Here is a 21,598-nt window from a genome sequence, read left to right on the forward strand (position 1 = left end):
CCTCTATGCGTCCGGGTGGACGCAGGGCGATCCAGAGTCAGGCCTGCGAGGGCGCAAACCTGGCCACCAGCGTGTGGCTGTGCGCCGGGTAGGTGAAACGGACATGGGTGACCGGCTGGCCGGCACTCCATGTCCGGCGCTCCACGACAAGGCAAGGCGAGCCGGCGGCAATTTTAAGTGCCGCCGCGGTCGCCTCGTCTGCCGCCGTTGCGCGGATGCGATGTTCGGCGCTGTTCCAAGGCACGCGCGCGACCAGCCAAGGGCCGGGGGCAACCTCCAAAAAGCTTTCCACAGCGGCTTCGGGCACTGCTTTGAGGCTGATCACGCGTTCCTCCCGGCAGAACGGCCGCATGCCGGCAAAATGCAGACCTTCCAGCACAAGCATGGGTTCCGACGCATCAAGCCCCAGGAATTCCCGGTCGCTCTGGCTGCTCTTCCTTTCATGACGGGACGTGCGCTCGTACCGGTAAGCCAGCCCCAGCGCCTCGACTTCGACCCGGATGTCGTGAATTTCCAGTATGGCCGCCTGTGACTGCGGGCGGCTGACGAAGCTACCCGATTTGCGCCGTCGCTCGATCAGCCCGGCCTTGGCGAGTTGGGACAGGGCCTTGTTCACCGTCATGCGCGAGCAGCCGTACTGCTCGGTGAACTCGTGTTCGAAGGGAATGCGGTGGCCCGGCGCCCATTCGCCCGACAGGATGCGCTCGCTGATGTCGGCCAGGATGCGCTGATGCAACGAGGTCGCCTCGCCGGTGGCCGCTTCCGTTTCAGGCGCCATTTCCATTATCCCCAACTCGCCGAGAGCTTCTGCATGGCGTCGCGGAAGCGGGCCGCAATCGCGTCGCGACGTAGATGCCTGCCGTCGCTGACTTGCTTGATGCCGTTAACCCACACGCAATCGACCTTGGTGGCATTGGAGAATATCCAGGCGTCCAGAACCGAATCTTCGGCCTTGCCGGTTAGCGACACGGAACCGGCATCAAGCGAGACGAAGTCCGCCGGCGCACCGACGGCAAGCCGGGAAGACCCGGCGCCGAGTGCCGCAGCCCCGCCATCAAGTGCGGCATCGAACAGGGCACGGCCATTGGATTGGCCGGGTTTAGCCAGCACGTTGCGGGCATTGTGAAACAGGCGCTGCGAATATTCGAGTTGCCGCAACTCGTCGGGCAAGCCGATCAACACGTTGGAGTCCGAGCCGACGCCGAAGCGGCCGCCATGCTCGATGAACGAAGGGGCAGGGAAGGTGCCATCGCCGAGATTGGCTTCCGTGATCGGGCAAAGACCCGCTATGGCGCCGGCCTTTGCCATGCCGATCGTCTCGGCCTCGGTCATGTGCGTGGCGTGGATCAGGCACCAGCGCGAATCCACCTCGGCGTTGGCGAGCAGCCATTCGACGGGGCGCGCGCCCGACCAGGCCACGCAATCGCCCACTTCCTTCATCTGCTCGGCGATGTGGATGTGGAACGGCGTTGCCGGCGAAAGGCCGGATAGGTGTGCAAGTTCTGCCGGCGTCACTGCGCGCAGGCTGTGGGGCGCAACGCCGACAACAGCATGGTCAAGATGAGCGATTGCATCATGTGTTTTTTCAAACAGACGATGGAATCGATTGATATCGTTTATGAATCTCCGTTGCCCGTCCGTTGGAGCTGTGCCGCCGAAGCCCGAATGCGCATAAAATACCGGCAACAGGGTCAGGCCGATCCCGGTTTGCGCCGCCGCCGCCGCGATGCGTTCGGCCATTTCGGCAATGTTCGCATAAGGCCGGCCGTCGAGATCGTGATGAAGATAGTGGAACTCGCCGACGCGGGAAAAGCCGGCCTCGAGCATTTCGACGTAAAGCTGGGCCGCGACCGCCTCGACCTGATCCGGCGTCATCGACAGCGCAAAGCGATACATCACCTCGCGCCAACTCCAGAAACTGTCCGCTCCAGGACCGCGCGTCTCGGCAATGCCGGCCATGCCGCGCTGGAAGGCATGACTGTGCAGGTTCGGCATGCCGGGCACGATGATGGCGTGCCGTTCGTCGGAAGGCGTCGGGGCAACGCCGATGTCGATGCCTGAGACCCTGCCGTCAGCCATGGTGAGGCGCACATTGTGCCGCCACCCTTCCGCTAGCAGGACCTGTTCCGCGAAAACCGACGCCGTCATTCCGTCTCCCCTAATCTTCACAGAGCGGCACGATATCACTTGCGCCAATCTTCTATATGTATATACATAACTGGAGCCAATTGATACGGAAAAATTCCTGGTCGCGGAGGATGGAGTGCAGGCAGACAAGCAGCACATCTGGCGCAATGCGCGTCTCGTGACGCTGGCCGGAACGCTGCCGGGCCTGGGCTTGGTCGAACATGGCGCGGTCGTGGCGGAAGCTGGCCGCATTGTCTATGCGGGACCACAGGCCGAAATGCCTGCCGCGCCGTCGAACGCAGAAGTCATCGATTGCGAGGGCCGCTGGATCACGCCTGGGCTGATCGACTGCCACACGCACCTTGTCTATGCCGGCAACCGCGCCAATGAGTTCGAGATGCGGCTTGCCGGCGCAAGCTATGAGGAAGTGGCGAGGGCAGGCGGGGGCATTGTCTCATCCGTCAAGGCGCTGCGCGCCGCTAGCGAAGAGGAACTGGTGGCGCAATCGCTGCCGCGCCTCGATGCGCTGATGACTGAAGGCGTCACCACAGTAGAGATAAAATCGGGTTACGGCCTCGATCTCGACAACGAGGCGAAGTCGCTGCGCGCCGCCCGCAGGCTTGGCGCCGACCGGCCGGTGACGGTGAGCACCAGCTTCCTTGGCGCCCATGCGTTGCCGCCGGAATTTGGCGGCGACAAGGACGGTTATATCGATAGCGTCGCGAAAACGATGCTGCCGGCTATCGCCGCCGAGGGCCTGGCCGATGCGGTGGACGGCTTCTGCGAGGGCCTTGCCTTTTCTCCCGATCAGATGGCGCGGGTGTTCGATGCGGCGAAGGCGGCCGGGCTTCCGGTCAAGCTCCATGCCGACCAGCTTTCGAACCTGCATGGCGCCGAACTTGCCGCGCGCTATGGCGCGCTTTCGGCCGATCATCTCGAATATACCGATGAGGCTGGCGCAATAGCCATGGCCAAGGCCGGCACTGTGGCAACCATCCTGCCCGGTGCCTTCTATTTCATCCGCGAGACGAAGAAGCCGCCGGTCGACCTGTTCCGCAAGCATGGCGTGAAGATGGCGATCGCCACCGACAGCAATCCCGGCACTTCGCCGCTGACCTCACTGCTTTTGACCATGAACATGGCTGCGACCCTGTTTGGCATGACGGTGGACGAGTGCATCGCCGGCGTGACGCGCGAAGCGGCGAGGGCGCTTGGACTGCTTGGCGAAACCGGCACGCTGGAAGCCGGCAAATGGGCCGACCTTGCCATCTGGGACATAGAGCGCCCCGCCGAACTCGTTTACCGCATGGGGTTCAATCCGCTTCATGCCCGTATCTGGAGAGGACAATGACCGAGCTTTTGTTGAAACCGGGCAACGCCACGCTTGCCGATTGGCGCGCGATTTGTCGCGGTGCGGCGCCGAGGCTCGACCCGGCCTGCAAGCCAGGGATTGAAGCCAGTGCGCAAGCGGTGGCGCGCATCATCGCCAAGGGCGAGCCGGTCTACGGCATCAACACCGGCTTCGGCAAACTGGCCAGTGTGCGCATTCCGGCCGCTGATCTTGAAACCTTGCAGCGCAACATCGTCCTGTCGCATGCGGCAGGCGTCGGCGAGCCGATGCCGGTCGCGATCGCAAGGCTGATGATGGCACTGAAACTCGCCAGTCTGGCGCAAGGCGCGTCCGGCGTGCGCCCGCAGACCGTCGAATTGCTGGAAGCCATGTTGGCGAACGACGTCATTCCGGTCGTGCCGGCGCAAGGCTCCGTCGGCGCCTCGGGAGATCTCGCCCCGCTTGCGCATATGACGGCGGCGATGATCGGCGTCGGCGAATGTTTTACGCCGCATGGCCGTGTTCCCGCGCAGGTCGCGTTCGTGTCGCATGGGTTGGAGCCGGCGGTGCTGGGCGCCAAGGAGGGGCTGGCGCTGCTCAACGGCACCCAGTTCTCGACGGCCTATGCGTTGGCCGCCCTGTTTGAGGCGGAGGTTCTCTATCAGTCGGCGCTCGTTGCCGGCGCGCTTTCGACAGACGCGGCGCGCGGTTCCGACGCGCCGTTCGATCCGCGCATCCATCTGTTGAGAAAGCACCGCACCCAGATCGAGACGGCTGAAGCACTCCGCAAGCTCATGGCAGGAAGCGCAATCCGTGAATCGCACCGCGTCGGCGACGAACGCGTGCAGGACCCATACTGCCTGCGCTGCCAGCCGCAGGTGATGGGCGCGGCCCTTGCCGTGCTGAGGCAAGCCGCCGATACGCTGGGCACCGAAGCCAATGGCGTCACCGACAACCCGCTGATCTTCGCCGAGGACGACACAGCCCTTTCCGGCGGCAATTTCCACGCCGAGCCGGTAGCGTTTGCCGCCGACATGATCGCGCTTGCCGTGTGCGAAATCGGTTCGCTGTCGGAACGGCGCATCGCCATGCTGGTCGATCCGGCATTATCGGGCATGCCGGCCTTCCTGACCCCGAAACCCGGCCTCAACTCCGGCTTCATGATCCCGCAGGTGACGGCGGCGGCACTTGTTTCGGAAAACAAGCAGAAAGCATATCCGGCGAGCGTGGATTCCATCCCGACTTCGGCAAATCAGGAAGATCATGTCTCCATGGCCGCCCATGGCGCGCGTCGTCTCATCGGCATGATCGAGAACGCAACGGCCGTTATCGGCATCGAACTTCTGGCCGCCGCCCAAGGTTGCGATTTTCACCAGCCGCTGGCGTCGAGCACGCCGCTGGAGGCCGTGCGCAAGCTGATCCGCGCCCAGGTGCCGCATCTCGACACTGACCGGCATTTCCACCCCGACATGGAAAAGGCCATCGCGCTGGTGCGTTCGGGTGCCGCGATCCAAGCCACGAAGGCGGTGAAGTTGCCGGGAGTGGCATCATGAGCGCGACGCCATGGTTGACCGTGACGCGCGGTGATGCACCGCTGCTGGTGTCCATCCCGCATACCGGCATCGATCTTGCCGGCCTTGAACCCCGGCTGGTGTCGCCCTGGCTCGGCCGGCGCGATTGCGACTGGTGGATAGATACACTGTACGATTTCGCGAAAGGTCTGGGCGCGACGGTCGTGCATACGGCGATTTCGCGCACGGTGATCGACGTCAACCGCGACCCTTCCGGCGTGTCGCTGTATCCCGGCCAGGCCACGACCGGCCTTTGCCCGACCGATACCTTTGACGGCGATCCGCTGTACCGCGCCGGTGAGGAGCCAGAACAGGCTGAGATCGACGAGCGCCGCGAAACCTATTTTGTGCCCTACCATGCTGCATTGCAGGCCGAGATCGACCGTCTGCGCGCACGGCATAACAAAATCGTGCTCTACGATTGCCATTCGATCCGCTCGGTGCTGCCGCGCCTGTTTGAAGGCACTCTGCCAGTATTCAATCTCGGCACAAACGACGGCAACAGCACCGATCCGGTGTTGCAGGGACTGGTCGCGAACATTCTGGCCGGAACAGGTCAAAGCCATATCGTCAACGGCCGCTTCAAGGGTGGCTTCATCACGCGGCATTTCGGCCGGCCGCAAGACGGCGTCCATGCGCTGCAAATGGAACTGTCCAATCGCGGCTACATGCGCGAACCGGAAGGCAAGGGCACGCCTGAAACCTGGCCAGTGCCTTACGATGCCGGCTTTGCCGCCCCGATGCGCACAACCCTCACCGAAATCCTCGAAGCCGCGCTCGCCTGGGCGCGTGGCTGACTTGCGCGCCAATCCTTTCTGGAGGCAATCATGACAACGCATACCCGCATCGACAATGCCCGCACCATACGAGCGGCCACCGGGACCGAATTGACGGCAAAAAGCTGGCTCACCGAAGCGCCGCTGCGCATGCTGATGAACAATCTCGATCCGGGCGTCGCCGAAAAGCCGGGCGAACTGGTCGTCTATGGCGGTATCGGCCGCGCCGCGCGCGACTGGGAAAGCTTTGACCGCATCGTCGGCGCGCTAAGAAACCTCGAAGCCGACCAGACTCTGCTCGTCCAATCCGGCAAGCCGGTCGGCGTGTTCCGCACCCATAAGGACGCGCCGCGTGTCCTGATCGCCAACTCCAACCTTGTGCCGCACTGGGCCAATTGGGATCACTTCAACGCCCTCGATAAGAAGGGCCTGATGATGTACGGCCAGATGACGGCCGGCTCGTGGATCTATATCGGCTCGCAGGGCATCGTTCAGGGCACCTACGAAACCTTCGTCGAACTCGGCCGCCAGCATTACAACGGCGACCTTTCCGGCCGCTGGATCCTGACCGCCGGGCTTGGCGGCATGGGCGGCGCGCAGCCTTTGGCGGCGACCATGGCCGGTGCCTCGTGTCTGGCGATCGAATGCCAGGCAAGCCGTATCGAGATGCGATTGAAGACCGGCTATGTCGACGTGCAGGCCAAGGATCTCGACGAAGCGTTGGCCATTATCGACAAGGCGTGCAAGGAAAAGAAAGCGGTATCGGTGGCGCTGCTCGGCAATGCCGCCGATATTTTCCCGGAACTGGTCAAGCGCGGCGTCAAGCCGGATGCGGTGACCGATCAGACCTCGGCGCACGATCCGGTCAACGGCTATCTGCCCCAGGGCTGGACCGTGGCGGAGTGGGAGGCAAAACGCGAGCGCGACCCTAAGGCGGTCACACGTGCTGCGAAGAAGTCGATGGCTGTCCATGTGCGGGCCATGCTCGACTTCCACAGGCTAGGCATTCCGACCGTCGATTACGGCAACAACATCCGCCAGATGGCGCTGGAGGAGGGTGTGGAAAATGCCTTCGACTTCCCCGGTTTCGTGCCAGCCTATATCCGCCCGCTGTTTTGCCGCGGCATCGGCCCTTTCCGCTGGGCGGCGCTTTCAGGCGATCCCGAGGATATCTACAGGACCGATGCCAAGGTGAAGGAACTGACGCCCGGCAACAAGCACTTGCACAACTGGCTCGACATGGCGAAGGAGCGCATCCATTTCCAGGGCCTGCCGGCGCGCATCTGCTGGGTAGGGTTGGGCGACCGCCACCGTTTGGGCCTGGCTTTCAACGAAATGGTCGCCAAGGGCGAGTTGAAGGCGCCAGTGGTCATCGGCCGCGATCATCTCGATTCCGGCTCGGTGGCTTCGCCAAACCGCGAGACCGAGGCGATGAAAGACGGCTCCGATGCCGTATCCGACTGGCCGTTGCTCAACGCGCTGCTCAATACCGCGTCAGGCGCGACATGGGTATCGCTGCACCATGGCGGAGGCGTCGGTATGGGCTTTTCGCAGCATTCGGGCATGGTCATCGTCGCCGATGGCACCGAAGACGCGGCGCGCCGCCTGGAGCGCGTGTTGTGGAACGATCCGGCGACCGGCGTCATGCGCCACGCCGATGCGGGTTATGACATCGCGATCCAGTGCGCAAAGGAACATCAGCTCAATCTGCCCGGCATTCTTGGCTGATCCATGCAGATCCTGCGCGCCAGCGATTATCGTTCAATGCCATGGAAGAACGGCGGCGGCGTCACGACAGAAATCGCCGTCTCGCCGGGCGGCTCGGGACTGGAAGATTTTGACTGGCGCATTTCGATGGCCAGGGTCGAAAGCAGCGGCCCGTTCTCGACGTTCGCCGGGATCGACCGAACCCTGTCGATTCTGGAAGGCGAGGGGATACTCCTGAATGTCGATGGCCGAATTCCCATCGGCTTGACCGCTCAGTCGCAGCCATTGCTGTTTCCCGCAGACGTGCCGGCGACGGCTGCCCTGATCCGCGGCCCTATCCTCGACCTCAACGTCATGACGCGCCGCGGGCGGCGCAGCCATACCGTGGCGGGGGTGACCTTTTCGGCACCGCTTGTGGTCGATCCGCGAACCGACACCGTGTTTGTCTTCAACAGTGAAGGCGTTGTGGAAATTCAGGCTCCAGATCCCGTTCGACTCGACCCTCACGATACGATCATGCTGGCGCCCGATGGCGAAATGATACGGCTTGAAACCCCGCAATCCGCCACTTTGTTCATTATCCGTATCCACGCAAACGCATCCGGCCAATAGTCTTAGCCGCCAAGCTTCGGACTATATGGCGGGATAGCCTGTTTGACGCCGCATCGAACACGAAAAAGCCCAAATCCTTTCCTTTCGATCCGGCCGGCCCGCGCACAAAGCGCGCGCTCAAGGTTGTCGGGGAGATAACGCGTGCTATTGTCTGTTGGGATGCTGAAGCTACCCCATTCGGCCATTGCTGCGATGCAACCAATCGCATTTGAACCGGTTTAATGAACGCGGTCGCGCCAGTTTGGTCGCACCCGCGTTCCTGCCGCACGGATTGTTAATGAATATTCAAGCCAGCCCAGACCTTTTGCAACGCTCAAGCTCGACGTTTCCAACCGCTCCGGAAGCGCCGATCCGCTCCCAATTCTTCCAGGAAGATCGCCTGCGCGTGCTTGGTGAGGCCATCGCCAGCGGTGAGGTCGATGCCTTCGCAGGTGTTGGAACATTCGATTTTCAGGCCCGCATCCGTGAGAATGCCAAGAAAATCCTCGAGGTCTACCGCTCGACCAACGCCGCGCAGGCGAAGGGCGAAGCGATTACGCCAGCCGCGCAGTGGCTTCTCGACAACAATTATCTGGTCGAGGAAACCATCTACCAGATCAAGCGCGACCTGCCGCGCCGCTTCTACCGGCAATTGCCGACACTCAAGCTGCCTGACGGAACCAGCGTTCCGCGCGCGCTGGTGCTGGCTTGGGCATATGTCGCGCATTCCGACAGTTCCGTGTCCGCGCACATGTTCAAGTCGATGGTGGAGGGATTTCAGTCCGTCGAACCAATGAGGATTGGCGAACTGTGGGCGCTGCCGTCGCTGCTGCGTTTTGTGCTTATCGAGAATTTGCGCCGGCTGGCGGTACGTGTCAGCCGGGCGCGCGACATGCGCCTCATCGCCAACGAGGTGGCCGACCGTGTGCTCGCTTCTGCCGGAGGCGGCGAAGGTCACGACCTGCTTGCCGGCTACAGCGCCCATGCGCAGGACACCACCTTCGCGACCCAACTTCTCTACCGGCTGCGCGACGGCTCGCAAAACGCGGGCAGGGCGCTTGAATGGCTGGAAGGCGAATTGGAGAAGTCCGGCTCCGATGCGGAAGAAATCATAATCGCCGAACACCAGACATTGTCGAGCGGCAACGTCACCACCGGCAACATCATCCGTGGCCTGCGCCTCATCAATGACGTCGACTGGACTGTTTGGTTCGAGGGGGTCAGCAAGATCGATGCCTTGCTGCGTGAGCGCACCGGGTTCGGCGCACTCGACTTCGCCTCGCGCGACCAGTACCGGACCGCTGTCGAGGAACTCGCGCGCAGGTCCGACAAGTCGGAATACGAGGTGGCCGAAACCGCCACCGATCTGGCCAAATATGCGCCGCATCCGCACGTTGCGGCCGCCGACGATGAAGCGACGCCTTCTTCCACCGACGTCGGTTTCTATCTGGTCGGCCGTCTCCGTCCCGAACTGGAAAGCGCCGTCGGCTATCGCCCGAGCCTCGGCCAACGGCTGAAGAGAGCGTTCCGCAAGACCGGCTGGCTTGGCATTTTCATCCCGGTTTTTGCACTCACGGCACTGCTTCTTTACGCGACCGGGAACGCCCTTGCGGCGTTGGGCCTGCCGGTTTCCGCGATCGTCTTGATGCTGGTGCTGTTTGCGGTGCCTGCCAGCGAAGGCGCACTGGCCTTTTTCAATACGTTTGTCCTCCTGTTCCTCAAGCCAACCAGGCTGATCGGCTACGAGTACAAGGACGGCATTCCTGCCGAGGCACGCACGCTTGTCGTCGTTCCCTCCCTGATCGGCTCGCGCGACGACGTCGAGGAAAACATCCGCAACATCGAAGTCCACTACCTCGCCAACACGTCAGACGAACTTTACTTCGCGCTGCTGTCGGACTGGCCTGACAGCAACAGCGAAGTTGCTGCGGGCGACATGGAAATCCTGGACTTCGCCCGTAGCCAGATATCCCGGCTCAATCAGCGCTACCCAACGGAAGGTTCGCCGCGGTTCCATCTGCTGCACCGCCGCCGCCTTTACAATCCGGGGCAGGGCAAATGGATGGGTTGGGAGCGCAAGCGCGGCAAGCTGCATGAACTCAACCTTCTGCTGCGCGGCGACGGCGACACCACCTTCATGCCGGTCGATGCACCGCTGCCGGAGAATGTCGTCTATGTGATGACGCTCGACGCCGACACGCGCACCACGCGCGACGCAATCGCCAAGCTGATCGGTAAACTGAGCCACTCCTTGAACCGGCCGCATTTCGATGCCGCGAGCCGGCGGGTTTCGTCCGGCTACACGATCCTCCAGCCACGCATCACGCCGTCATTGACGACCGGCGACGAGGCCTCGTTCTTCCAACGGGTGTTTTCTGCCAATCGCGGCCTGGACCCTTATGTCTTCGCGGTGTCCGATCTTTATCAGGACCTGTTCGGCGCGGGTTCCTTCACCGGCAAGGGGCTCTATCATATCGATGCCTTCGAGGCGGCACTGAAGGACCGCTTCGAGGAAAACACCATCCTCAGCCACGACCTGATCGAAGGCGCCATGGCGCGCTCGGCCCTGGTCACCGATGTCGAACTGGTCGAGGATTACCCCACGCGCTATTCGGTCGATGCATCGCGCCAGCACCGCTGGGCGCGCGGCGACTGGCAATTGCTCAACTTCATCCTCGATCCGCGTTCCGGCGTGCCGGCGTTGTCGCGCTGGAAGATGGTCGACAATCTGCGCCGGACGCTGACGCCGATTTTCTGGGTGATGGCTGCGATTGCCGGCTGGACCCTGCTGCCGTTCACTCAAGCGGCCCAGTGGCAAGCGCTTCTGATCCTCACCCTGTTCATGGCGCCGACATTCGATATCGTCAACGCGATCCTGCCGAAGAACCGCGATGCAACGCCACGCGGCCATTTTTCAGCGCTCGCGCATGACGTCGCCTTCGGTACGGCACTGGTAGCACTCAAGATCGTGTTGATGGCCCATACGGCCTGGATGATGGCCGACGCCATCGTTCGCACGCTCTATCGCCTGTTCGTCAGCCGCAGGAACCTGCTGGAATGGCGCACGGCTTCGCAAGCGCACAAGGGCGGCGACAACGACCTCGGTTCCTACTACGGCGGCATGTACGGCGCCGTCATCATCGGTGTCGTCGGTCTTGCCATTCCGGTGTTCGCGGACTCGACAGGTGCTTTTGTCGCCTTCTTCTTCGCCCTGTTCTGGATCGGGTCGCCGGCCTTCGCCTGGGTGATCAGCCGCTCGGCGGAAACCGAGGATCGGCTGCATCTTTCGGCACGCGACATGCATGCCTTGCGCATTGCCGCCCGCCGCACCTGGCATTATTTTGAAAACTTCGTCACCGACGAACATCACGACCTGCCGCCGGACAATTTCCAGGAAAGTCCGTCCCCGGTCGTGGCCCAGCGCACCTCGCCGACCAATATCGGCGTCTATTTGCTGTCGGTCGTTTCCGCGCGCGATTTCGGCTGGATCAGCCTGGCCGACGCGATAACCCGCATCGAAACGACGATGACGACGATCGAGAATATGCCGCGCAATCGCGGGCATCTGTTCAACTGGTACGACACCAAGACGCTGAAGCCGTTGCACCCGCTCTACATTTCAAGCGTCGATAGCGGCAACCTGGCCGGCCATCTTGTTGCAGTGGCTGCGACATGCGCCGAATGGGCCGAAGCGCCTTCGGTGCACCTGCAAGGCGATTTCGGCGGCGTTCTCGACGTTGTCGCGATCCTTGGCGAGAGCCTCGACGAACTGCCGGACGACCGCCGCCAGTTGCGGCCGTTGAGACAAAGGCTGGCGGACAGGCTGGATGGCATGCAGCGCGCCGTGCGCACCATCAAGGCGCAGCCGGAGATGGCTTCGATCCGCACCATCAACCTGTCGGTGCTGGCCGGCGAAATCCGCAAGCTGGCGGCGGCCATCCATACGGAAGTCGGCTCGACGCGAAGCGACATCATCGTCGACTGGGCGATGCGGTTGGAATCGACCTGCGAGGCCCATCTTCAGGACTCTCACATCGACGACAATGCCCTCGCGACAATACGGGCAAGGCTGCTCGAACTGCGCGAGCGTACCCGCCGTTTCGCCTTCGAGATGGATTTCTCGTTCCTGATGCGGACGGAGCGCAAGCTGCTCTCGATCGGCTACCGCGTGGATGAACATCAGCTGGACGAAAGCTGCTACGACCTGTTGGCTTCGGAAGCCCGCCTGACCAGCCTGTTCGCCATCGCCAAGGGCGACCTGCCGACGGAGCATTGGTTCAAGCTCGGCCGTCCGATCGTCGAGATCGGTTTTCGCGGCGCCTTGATGTCGTGGTCGGGTTCGATGTTCGAATATCTGATGCCGCCGCTGGTCATGAAGGAGCCGCACGGCAGCTTGCTGAACCAGACCAGCAAACTCGTCATCAAGCGGCAGATTCAGTATGCGCGATCGAAGAATGTGCCGTGGGGCATTTCCGAAGCCGCCTACAACGCCCGCGACAGGGAACTGACTTATCAGTATACCAATTTCGGCGTGCCGGGCCTCGGCTTGAAGCGCGGCCTCGGCCAGAACACGGTCATCGCGCCATATGCGACCATTCTCGCCGCACAGTTCATGCCGCGCGAGGCTGTCGAAAACCTACGGCGGTTGAAGGAGATCGGCGCGCTCGGCCGGCACGGATACTACGACGCCGTCGATTTCACGCCGCAGCGGGTTCCTGAAGGAACGGACCACGCCGTGGTGCTGAGCTATTTTGCGCACCATTCCGGCATGTCCATCGCAGCGGTGGCCGACGCGGTGTTCGAAGGACGACTGCGCGACCGCTTTCATAGCGATCCGGTCATCGAATCCGCCGAGCTGCTTTTGCAGCAAAAAGCACCGCGTGAAATCCCGGCGGATACCGTGCGCACCGAGGCCGAAGAGAGGCCCGGATTGGACGAACCCGAAGTCCAGAGCCTCGATACGCGCATCGTTCTCGACCCGGCATGGGCGCTTCGCTCGACCAGCCTGATGTCCAACGGCCACTATTCGGTGATGGTGGCCGCAACGGGATCCGGCTACAGCCGGTGGGGCGAGCTTTCGGTAACGCGCTGGCAACCCGACCCGACCGAGGACCGCCTTGGCTCGTATATCTTTCTGCGTGATGCCGATACCGGGGATTGGTGGTCGGCCACCGTAGAACCGAAACAGGCACCGGGCGAAGTAACGCAAACCCTGTTCTCCGACGACAAGGCGAGTTTCATCAAGACGGTTCGATCGCTGCGCTCGGAGGTGGAGTGCATCGTCATTTCCGAAGGCAATGGAGAAGGCAGGCGCGTCACCCTTTTCAATGACGGCGCAACCGACCGGCACATTGAAGTCACATCGTTTGCGGAACTGGTGCTCGGCTCCGAGGCGTCCGACAATGCCCACCCGGCGTTCTCGAAAATGTTCATCGAGACCGAGATCGCGCCTAACAATGGCGCCATCTTCGCCACGCGTCGCAAGCGCGACCACAATGAACCCGATTTCGCGGCGGTGCATTTCGTCACCGACCCGTCAGGGCTGGCGCGTGATACCGAGGCAGAAACCGACCGGCGCTCGTTCATCGGCCGCGGGCGCACGATCGCCGATCCAGCAGCCATGGACAGCGGCGCGCATCTTGCCGGCGGCGCCGGCTTCACGCTCGATCCCATCGCCGCGTTGCGGCGTCGGGTTCGCGTCCCGGCCAACAAGAAGGTTTCGCTGACCTTCTGGACCTGCGTGGGATCGACCCGGACGGAACTTGAGGAAGCGGTCAACCGGCTCGACCACCCGGAGAGTTTCGCCAGGCAGGCCATGCTGGCCTGGACGCGTTCGCAGGTACAGACGCGCCATCTGGGTCTCAGCCTGGCGGATGCCGCCATCGGGCAACAACTTGCACGCTACCTGATCTATCCCGATTCCAACCTGCGTTTACCATCCGAGGCCATCGGGTCAGGCCTCGGCAAGCAATCCAGCCTCTGGCCAACCAGCATTTCGGGCGACTATCCGATCTTCGCATTGCGCATAGACGATCTCGCCGATCTGGAGATCGTGGCGCAGGCTTTGCGGTTCCAGGAATACATGCGCGCCCGCGGCATGATGGCCGATCTGGTGATCGTCAACGAACAAGCCTCGTCCTACGTGCAGGATCTGCAGCAGGCCATTGATTCCCTGTGCGAAAACAGCCGCCTGCGCGGCACTGAGCTTGGCCCGCGCCAGCATATCTTCGCCGTGCGGCGCGACCTGATGGACGAGCCGACCTATCGCACCTTGCTGGCTTCGGCGCGGGTGGTGCTGCACACACGCAACGGCACGATTGCCGACCAGATAGAGCGTGCCGAAACAACGGCGCTGCAGGCGCGCGACACCCTGCATCCGGGCGGGCCAGCCATTTCGCATGACATGGCGAGCATCTCGGCAACGTCGCTTTCCCGCAATATTCCCAGTGACGGAAACGGCTTGTCCAGTTGGAACGGCTTTGGCGGTTTCGACGATGACGGTCGCCACTATGTCGTGCGGCTGACTGGCCGCAAGACGACGCCGCAACCGTGGATCAACGTCATTTCCAACGAGAGCTTCGGCTTCCACACTTCGGCCGAGGGTGCTGCCTTCACCTGGAGCCGCAACAGTCGCGACTATCAATTGACGCCCTGGTCGAACGATCCTGTGACAAACCGGCCGGGCGAGGGCATCTATATCTACGATCACGCCAATGGAACGGCGTTTTCGCCGACGGCAGCCGTAGTGCGAGATCCCTCCATGACCTACGAGGCGTGGCACGGACAGGGATTTTCGACCTTCCGCTCCCAGCGCGGCCAGCTTTCCATGGACTTGACCCATGTCGTCGATCCGGTCGATCCCGTTAAGCTTTCCCGGCTGCGAATTCAAAACTCCGGCGCGACAGCCGTGCGATTGCGCATCTATGCATATGCGGAGTGGGTTTTGGGCACGCACCGTTCCCGGACCGCCGGAACGGTCATTCCGTCGCAAGACCCCTCCACCGGCGCGTTGCTGGCCATCAATCCGTACAATCTGGACTTTGGCGGGCGCGTCGCATTTTTGGCCAGCGACAGGAAACCCCAATCGGCAACAGCCGACCGCCAGGAATTTCTCGGGCGAGGGGGCGTCACCACAGCGCCGTACGCGGTGCTGGCCGGTGCCGCATTGTCGGGCCGCATCGAAGCAGGCGACGACCCCTGCGCCGCCTTGGCCCGCGACATCGAGGTGCCTGCGAACGGCAATGTAACGCTGCTGTGGCTTCTGGGCGACGCCGCATCGGCTGACGAGGCTTCCGAACTGATCAAACGACATTGTGACAAGGATTTCGACCAGCGCCTTGCCGACAATGAAAAAACCTGGCGCGGCTTCCTCGACACCATTCAGGTCGAGACGCCGGACAAGACATTGAACGCCATGGTCAACCACTGGCTGCCATATCAAAGCGTTGCCTGCCGGATCCGGGCCCGCTCGGCCTTCTATCAGGCGAGCGGCGCTTTCGGCTTCCGCGACCAGTTGCAGGACACGCTGGCCCTGCTTGCCCATGATCCGGGCCTGGCAAGGGACCAGATCCTCAATGCCGCCCGACGCCAGTTCCCTGAAGGCGACGTGCAGCACTGGTGGCTGCCGCGCACCGGAGCAGGGGTGCGCACGATGATTTCGGACGATGTCGTCTGGCTGGCCTATGCCGTTGCCTACTACATGGCGGTCACGGGCGATCGGGCGATCTTGAAGGAAAGCCTGCCGTTTATCGACGGCGAGCAACTCGGCGAAGGCCAGCACGACGCGTTCTTCACGCCGGAAGCCTCAAAAACAACCGCGACGCTCTACGAACACTGCGCCCGCGCGCTGGACCTTGCCATCAAGCGCAGCAGTGCAGGCGGCCTGCCGCTGATTCTGGACGGGGACTGGAACGACGGAATGAACAGCGTCGGCGACGAGGGCAAGGGCGAAAGCGTCTGGCTCGGCTGGTTTCTCCTCAAGACACTCGGCGATTTTGCTGCAGTCGCGAAGGCCGAAGGCGATACCAAGCATGCCCAGGCCTGGCAGAAGCATGCCAACGCCTTGAAGCGGGCCTTGGAAAATACAGCCTGGGACGGCCAATGGTATCGGCGCGGCAGTTTCGACGATGGCACGCCGCTAGGGTCGAAGAATTCCGAGGAGTGCAAGATCGACTCCATCGCCCAATCATGGAGCGTGCTTTCGGGTGAGGGCGACCCGGCCCGATCGCATACGGCCATGGACCAGGCGATCGACCTGCTTGTCGACGACGATCTCAAGATCGTGAAGCTGTTCACGCCGCCCTTCTCCAAGACCGAAAAGGATCCGGGATATATCAAGAGCTATCCGCCAGGCGTGCGTGAGAATGGCGGGCAGTACACCCATGCCGCGACATGGTTTGTCATCGCGCTTGCAGAAATGGGGCGCGTCGACGACGCCTATCGGTGTTTCTCGATGCTCAACCCCGTCATGCATTCGACAAGCGAGGCTAAGGCTGAGCACTATCGCGTCGAACCCTATGTCGTGGCGGCGGACATCTATTCCGGCGACAAGGGAGGACGGGGCGGCTGGACCTGGTACACGGGCTCGGCCGGCTGGCTCTACCGTGCCGCGGTCGAGGCAATCCTCGGCATTCAGCGGCGCGACACCCGCATCGAAATCAACCCGCGCATCCCAAGCCATTGGGACGGTTATTCGGCGACGCTCAACATGTTGGGTGGCCGTCAGAAAATTCGCGTACTGCGGACCAAGGGCGCAAAAACCCTTTCGATCGAGGTGAATGGCGCCAAGGTGAAGGGCTCTGCTTTCGAGCTCGTAAAGGATCGGGAAACCGAGGTGGTCGTGCGCATTCCGATGTGAAGGCGCCACGCCACACTAAATGTGACTAAAATAATGGCAGCGGCCCGCCGCTGCCATTATTTTGCCGCATGAGGGGCATTTCACCTTTCTTCTCAAACCGTTAGGTGATCACGCCAGATTTCTTCCCGTAGCCATCTTTTGTTCGCGAATTCGGAACTGAAGGGATATGGAGGCATTGTTTTGTGGCGCATCGGTCGATACGTGTTTCGGAAATGGTGCATTGCACAATGAGCGATTTCGCGGAGTAAGCGAGTGTCCCTTCTGCAAGTCTACTGGCGTGCGCTCGGCTATCTTGCCGCCGACAAGAAGCGGGTTGCCCTGATCTGCGGTGCCAACATCATGCTGGCAATCGTAGCGATCCTTGAACCGATCATGTTCGGGCGCGTCATCGACGCGATTTCCGAACATATCAATGTCGTTCCCGCTCTTACCTTGTGGGCGGGGCTGGGTGCCTTCAACATCATCGCTTTCGTGCTGGTTGCGCGCGGTGCGGATCGTTTCGCACACAGGCGCCGCGCCGACGTGCTTTGCGAGTCTTTCGAGCGCGTAATCACGATGCCGCTTGGCTGGCATCACGAGCGCGGCACGTCCAATTCGCTTCATACGTTGCTGCGGGCGGTGGAATCGCTGTTCAGCTTGTGGCTGGAATTCATGCGGCAGCATCTTTCGACGGCGGTTGCGCTGCTGCTGCTTATTCCAACGGCGCTGACCCTGGATCTGCGCATGTCGATGGTGCTGATGGTTCTGGGCGCCCTGTATTTTTGCATTGGCCGCTTGGTCATGCGCAAGACCAAGCAGGGACAGGCGAATGTCGAGCAGCATTACCATGCGGTTTTCGCGCATGTGACGGACTCGGTCAGCAATGTCGCTGTTCTCCAAAGCTACAACCGCATCAGCCACGAGACAGAGACGCTGAAGCGCTACGTGCGTGACCTGTTGAGCGCTCAGTATCCCGTTCTCGACTGGTGGGCGCTGGCAAGCGCGTTGCACCGCCTGTCGTCCACCATCTCGATGATGGTGGTGCTGCTGATCGGGTCCTACCTCGTCATGCACGGCCAGTTGCGCATCGGCGACGTCATCGCTTTCACCGGCTTTGCCTCGCTCCTCATCTCGAAGCTCGATCAGATATCCGCCTTCGTCAACCAGATCTCCGAAGCCCGCGCCAAGCTCGAGGATTTCTATCGGATGGAGGATTCCGCCCGCGAGGTTTCCGAGCCCGCAGGCCTTCGCGAACTTGGTGGCGTAACCGGCCACGTGCGTTTCGAAAACGTCGGCTTCGAATTTGCCAATTCGGGGCAGGGTGTGGACGATGTGTCCTTCGAGGTCCATGCCGGGCAGACCGTCGCCATCGTAGGCCCTACCGGCGCCGGCAAGACGACGCTCATCAACCTCTTGCAACGGGTGTTCACCCCGCAGCGCGGCCGCATTCTCATCGACGGTGTCGACACCCGCACCGTCACCAACCGTTCGCTGCGTCATTCGATTGCGACAGTGTTCCAGGACGCGGGCCTGCTCAACCGCTCGATCGAGGACAATATCCGCATCGGCAGGGCGGAAGCGACCTATGACGAGGTCCATGCAGCCGCCGATGCCGCCGTCGCCCAGGATTTCATCCTGTCGAAGGGCGGCGGCTACGACACAGTCGTGGGCGAGCGTGGCGGGCAGTTGTCCGGCGGCGAACGCCAGCGCATCGCCATTGCCCGTGCCGTGCTGAAGAATGCGCCGATCCTGGTCCTGGACGAAGCGACGAGCGCGCTCGATGTCGAGACCGAGGACCGAGTGAAGCAGGCGATCGACGAACTGCGCCGTGGCCGCACAACCTTCATCATCGCCCACCGTCTCACAACCGTTCGCGATGCCGATCTCGTCGTGTTCATGGACAAGGGCAGGGTGGTTGAAATGGGCGGCTTTGCCGAACTTTCCCTGCGCAATGGCCGCTTTGCAGCGTTGCTGCGCGCCGGTGGATTGCTCAATGACGAGGAGGTTCGCCGGCTTAGCCGCATCTCTTCCGTCAAGGAAGACGCGGCCGCCTGACGGGTATGTGATCGAGGGGCTTTCGAGGGCTGATTGCCCGAATCCCGGGCTGGGTCTATTAAGCTTGGATGATGAGCACCACACGCAGCCGTTTCGCCAACTGGATCGACCTCGCCAACCCCACGCGTTTCGTCGCGTTTGCCGACCGGATCGTTCCTTGGCTGGCAGGTGCTGCGTGCCTGTTGCTGGTAGCGGGCCTCTACATGAGCTTTGCTGCGCCAGAAGACTACCAGCAGGGGTCTACCGTACGCATCATGTACATCCATGTGCCGTTCGCATGGCTGGCGATGATGTGCTACGGCCTGATGGCGGTATCCGCGCTGGGCACGCTGGTCTGGCGTCATCCGCTTGCCGATGTCGCGCTGAAATCGGCGGCACCGATAGGGGCGGCCTTCACGGCGCTCGCGCTGATCACCGGCTCGATCTGGGGCAAGCCGATGTGGGGGACCTGGTGGGTGTGGGACGCGCGGCTGACCTCGGTTTTCGTGCTGTTCCTGATGTATCTGGGCATCATTGCGCTGACCCGGGCGCTAGACGATGTCGGCCGCTCTGCCTGGGCAGCCGCGATCATCACGCTCGTCGGCTTCATAAATATTCCGATCATCAAATTCTCGGTGGAATGGTGGAACACGCTGCACCAGCCGGCTTCAGTCCTGCGCCTGGATGGTCCGACCATCGATCCGAGCATGCTTTGGCCGTTGCTTGTCATGGCGCTCGGCTTCACCATTCTCTTTTTCGCGCTGCATCTGACGGCCATGCGCACCGAAATCAGCCGGCGCCGCATCGCCGCCATGCGCAGGCTGGCGGCCCGAAGCAGCGATGCCTGAGAAATAGGGGCGCAGGCACCTCCGGTTCTCGTCCGAATGCACGCAGACGTGGAAACAATCATGAAGCGATCGACGATCAACTCCATCATTCACGAAGCGGATACCTTCATCCGTTCGTTTGGCTATGTCATGCCGCCCTTCGCTTACTGGACGCCGGAAGAGATGAAGCGGCGCCGGCAAAACTCGGCAGGCATCTTCGACGCCCGGCTTGGCTGGGACATCACCGACTACGGGCAGGGCAAGTTCGATGAACTGGGGCTTTTTCTGTTCACGGTGCGTAACGGCCGTTTCGAGGACATGAAGAAGGGTGCCGGCATGCTTTATGCCGAGAAAATCATGATCTCGCGCAAGGATCAGCTTTCACCCATGCACCGGCACGTCATCAAGGCCGAGGACATCATCAACCGCGGCGGCGGCAAGCTGGTGCTCGAATTGTTCATGCCGGACACCGACGGCGGCATCGATGCTCATGCCGAGGTTGCAGTTCCAGTGGACGGGACAATCCGCAAGCTGCCGGCTGGTGGCTTGCTGAAACTTGACCCCGGTGAAAGCGTGACACTTCTGCCGGGCGTGTGGCATGCGTTCTGGGCCGAGGGCAAGGACGTGTTGATCGGTGAGGTTTCGACGGTCAACGACGACCTGACCGACAACATCTTCCGCGAACCCATTGGCCGGTTCTCTGACATTGAGGAAGACACGGCACCGATGCACCTGCTGGTTTCCGACTACGAGCGCTGGGTCGGATAGTTTCAAGCGCCACGGCCACGCAGGGGTTCGCCCTGTCTAAAAGTCGCATAAGATATATTATGGAACTGACGGGTACATCAATATCGAGCAACACTCCTTAGAGCCGTCATTTTCAGATTCGCTGGCGCGCTCTAAGGACCTGTTTCCATGCATGTCGTTATCCCGAAACCGGTTCCCTCTTTCGGGTGACATGCATTAGAATCTGGCGGTATCAGTTTGATCCATAAGGCAGTTCGAGAACCATGCCGTCATAGGCTGGTTCGACATGCGCCGGCGTTTCGGCCAAAACCGTTTCATAGTCCAACGGCACGTGCATGTGCGTGAGCACGGCCCGGGCCGGCTTCAGCCTGGTTATCCATTCGAGAGCCTGATGGAGCGAAAAATGGCTTGGATGGGTCCGGTACTGCAAGGCATCGATGACCAGCATATCCACATCCTGCAAGCGCCTGACGGTCGCTTCCGGGAAGTCGCTGACATCAGGACAATAGGCCAGTGTGCCGATCCGGAAACCGAGCGAAACAATGTCGCCATGCACTTGCGGCAACGGTTCAAAGGAGAGGGCGCCGCCCTCGCCTTCGATGACGACCGGTCGGTCATGATCGATGTTCCGAGCCCAAAGAATCGGCGGATATGAACTGCCCGGCGGCGTTTCGAAACAATAGCCGAATGCCTCGCGCAAGCGTTGCATTGTATGTTGATCCGCATAGATGTCGATCAGGCGCCGCTGTTCCAGCACGTAGCCGCGCAAATCGTCGATGCCATGGATGTGGTCGGCATGCGGATGCGTGTAAAGCACCGCATCGATGTGTTTGACGCCCGCCATCAGCATCTGGGAACGGAAATCCGGCCCAGTATCGATTATGACGGTCGTCTTCTTGCCGTCCGCGGCGATACGCTGAACCATTGCGGAGGTTCGCATACGACGGTTCTTGGGGTTTTTCGGGTCGCAGTTGCCCCAATCACCAGTAATGCGCGGTACGCCCGGTGACGATCCGCAACCCAATATGGTGAGGCGCAGCAGGTCCGACACG

Annotated in this window: 12 protein-coding genes; 9 read left to right on the forward strand and 3 right to left on the reverse strand. The window is 61.8% G+C overall.

Annotated features, from left to right (window positions below):
• Positions 1-37: 37 nt before the first annotated feature.
• Both hutC and ASD64_RS03655 read right to left on the reverse strand, forming a co-directional pair.
• A complete protein-coding gene (gene hutC, locus ASD64_RS03650; RefSeq protein ID WP_413813571.1) occupies positions 38-784 on the reverse strand; it encodes a histidine utilization repressor in 747 nt (248 codons plus the stop codon).
• A complete protein-coding gene (locus tag ASD64_RS03655) occupies positions 784-2,148 on the reverse strand; it encodes a formimidoylglutamate deiminase (RefSeq protein WP_056100842.1) in 1,365 nt (454 codons plus the stop codon). The genes hutC and ASD64_RS03655 overlap by 1 nt, the downstream gene beginning before the upstream one ends.
• A 115-nt stretch (positions 2,149-2,263) precedes the next feature.
• On the opposite strand from ASD64_RS03655, the gene hutI reads away from it, so the two are divergent.
• The 9 genes from hutI (at position 2,264) to ASD64_RS03700 (ending at position 20,567) form a co-directional block, all read left to right on the forward strand.
• Complete coding sequence (gene hutI, locus ASD64_RS03660; RefSeq protein WP_200957792.1) at positions 2,264-3,478, forward strand: imidazolonepropionase; 1,215 nt, start codon at positions 2,264-2,266, stop codon at positions 3,476-3,478.
• Complete coding sequence (gene hutH, locus ASD64_RS03665) at positions 3,475-5,010, forward strand: histidine ammonia-lyase (protein ID WP_056100846.1); 1,536 nt, start codon at positions 3,475-3,477, stop codon at positions 5,008-5,010. Before hutI ends, hutH begins: the two co-directional genes overlap by 4 nt.
• Entirely contained in the window at positions 5,007-5,825 is an 819-nt protein-coding gene (gene hutG, locus ASD64_RS03670; protein ID WP_056100849.1) for an N-formylglutamate deformylase, read from the forward strand. The genes hutH and hutG overlap by 4 nt, the downstream gene beginning before the upstream one ends.
• A 30-nt stretch (positions 5,826-5,855) precedes the next feature.
• Positions 5,856-7,532 carry a urocanate hydratase gene (gene hutU / locus ASD64_RS03675; RefSeq protein WP_056100853.1) on the forward strand — a complete coding sequence of 559 codons (1,677 nt, stop codon included), beginning with the start codon at positions 5,856-5,858 and terminating at the stop codon, positions 7,530-7,532.
• Between the two features lie 3 nt (positions 7,533-7,535).
• Positions 7,536-8,123 carry a HutD family protein gene (locus ASD64_RS03680; protein WP_056100858.1) on the forward strand — a complete coding sequence of 196 codons (588 nt, stop codon included), beginning with the start codon at positions 7,536-7,538 and terminating at the stop codon, positions 8,121-8,123.
• Between the two features lie 277 nt (positions 8,124-8,400).
• On the forward strand, positions 8,401-16,959 hold the full coding sequence (locus tag ASD64_RS03685; RefSeq protein WP_056100862.1) for a GH36-type glycosyl hydrolase domain-containing protein: 8,559 nt from the start codon (positions 8,401-8,403) through the stop codon (positions 16,957-16,959).
• Between the two features lie 252 nt (positions 16,960-17,211).
• On the forward strand, positions 17,212-18,993 hold the full coding sequence (locus ASD64_RS03690) for a glucan ABC transporter ATP-binding protein/ permease (protein ID WP_056100865.1): 1,782 nt from the start codon (positions 17,212-17,214) through the stop codon (positions 18,991-18,993).
• 71 nt (positions 18,994-19,064) lie between these two features.
• Complete coding sequence (locus tag ASD64_RS03695; protein WP_056101512.1) at positions 19,065-19,820, forward strand: heme ABC transporter permease; 756 nt, start codon at positions 19,065-19,067, stop codon at positions 19,818-19,820.
• A gap of 60 nt (positions 19,821-19,880) precedes the next feature.
• The gene (locus ASD64_RS03700) at positions 19,881-20,567 is read left to right on the forward strand and encodes a D-lyxose/D-mannose family sugar isomerase (RefSeq protein WP_056101515.1); all 687 of its coding nucleotides are present in this window, start codon (positions 19,881-19,883) and stop codon (positions 20,565-20,567) included.
• A gap of 211 nt (positions 20,568-20,778) precedes the next feature.
• Here the strand turns inward: ASD64_RS03700 and ASD64_RS03705 are convergent, their stop codons facing one another.
• Positions 20,779-21,597, reverse strand: coding sequence for an MBL fold metallo-hydrolase (locus ASD64_RS03705; protein WP_056100869.1), 819 nt, complete (start codon positions 21,595-21,597; stop codon positions 20,779-20,781).
• Between the last annotated feature and the right edge of the window lies 1 nt (position 21,598).

Source organism: Mesorhizobium sp. Root157, from assembly GCF_001427385.1.
Taxonomy (GTDB): domain Bacteria; phylum Pseudomonadota; class Alphaproteobacteria; order Rhizobiales; family Rhizobiaceae; genus Mesorhizobium.

Coding starts and splice junctions, on each gene's coding strand:
- ASD64_RS03700 (WP_056101515.1), top strand. CDS start 19,881: ATGAAGCGATCGACGATCAACTCCATCATTCACGAAGCGGATACCTTC.
- hutU (WP_056100853.1), top strand. CDS start 5,856: ATGACAACGCATACCCGCATCGACAATGCCCGCACCATACGAGCGGCC.
- ASD64_RS03680 (WP_056100858.1), top strand. CDS start 7,536: ATGCAGATCCTGCGCGCCAGCGATTATCGTTCAATGCCATGGAAGAAC.
- ASD64_RS03655 (WP_056100842.1), bottom strand. CDS start 2,148: ATGACGGCGTCGGTTTTCGCGGAACAGGTCCTGCTAGCGGAAGGGTGG.
- hutG (WP_056100849.1), top strand. CDS start 5,007: ATGAGCGCGACGCCATGGTTGACCGTGACGCGCGGTGATGCACCGCTG.
- ASD64_RS03695 (WP_056101512.1), top strand. CDS start 19,065: ATGAGCACCACACGCAGCCGTTTCGCCAACTGGATCGACCTCGCCAAC.
- hutC (WP_413813571.1), bottom strand. CDS start 784: ATGGAAATGGCGCCTGAAACGGAAGCGGCCACCGGCGAGGCGACCTCG.
- hutH (WP_056100846.1), top strand. CDS start 3,475: ATGACCGAGCTTTTGTTGAAACCGGGCAACGCCACGCTTGCCGATTGG.
- ASD64_RS03685 (WP_056100862.1), top strand. CDS start 8,401: ATGAATATTCAAGCCAGCCCAGACCTTTTGCAACGCTCAAGCTCGACG.